This is a genomic window from Pseudomonas sp. 05N434, from assembly GCF_056396965.1.
Window position 1 is genome coordinate 1 of record NZ_JBFTMK010001167.1, and the last position, 411, is coordinate 411.

General features: G+C 58.9%; 1 protein-coding gene and 1 pseudogene. Both read left to right on the forward strand.

From position 1 onward, the window contains the following. Positions 1-164: pseudogene (locus AC1DLB_RS32265) on the forward strand (ATP-binding protein); the annotation flags it as partial. A gap of 13 nt (positions 165-177) precedes the next feature. Beyond that, a partial coding sequence (locus AC1DLB_RS32270) for a transporter substrate-binding domain-containing protein (RefSeq protein WP_477786568.1) occupies positions 178-411 on the forward strand: 234 nt, incomplete at its 3' end.

Consider the following 411-nt stretch of genomic DNA (forward strand, 5'->3'; position numbering starts at 1 on the left):
GCACCATGCTGCTCGTGACCCATGAAATGGGCTTCGCCCGTCAGGTTTCCAGCGAAGTGGTGTTCCTCCACCAAGGCTTGGTAGAAGAACAAGGATCGCCGCAGCAGGTGTTCGAAAACCCGCTTTCGGCGCGCTGCAAACAATTCATGTCCAGCAACCGCTAACGGAGCTACCCGCATGCAGAACTTCAAAAAGATCTTCCTGGCTGCGGCCGTCACCCTGGCCTTCAGCGCCGGTGCCGCCGCCGAGACCTTGAAGATGGGCATCGAAGCGGCCTACCCGCCGTTCAACAATAAAGATGCCAGTGGCAATGTCGTCGGCTTCGACAAAGACATCGGCGACGCCTTGTGCGCCAAGATGAAAGTCGAGTGCACCGTGGTCACCTCCGATTGGGACGGCATCATCCCGGCC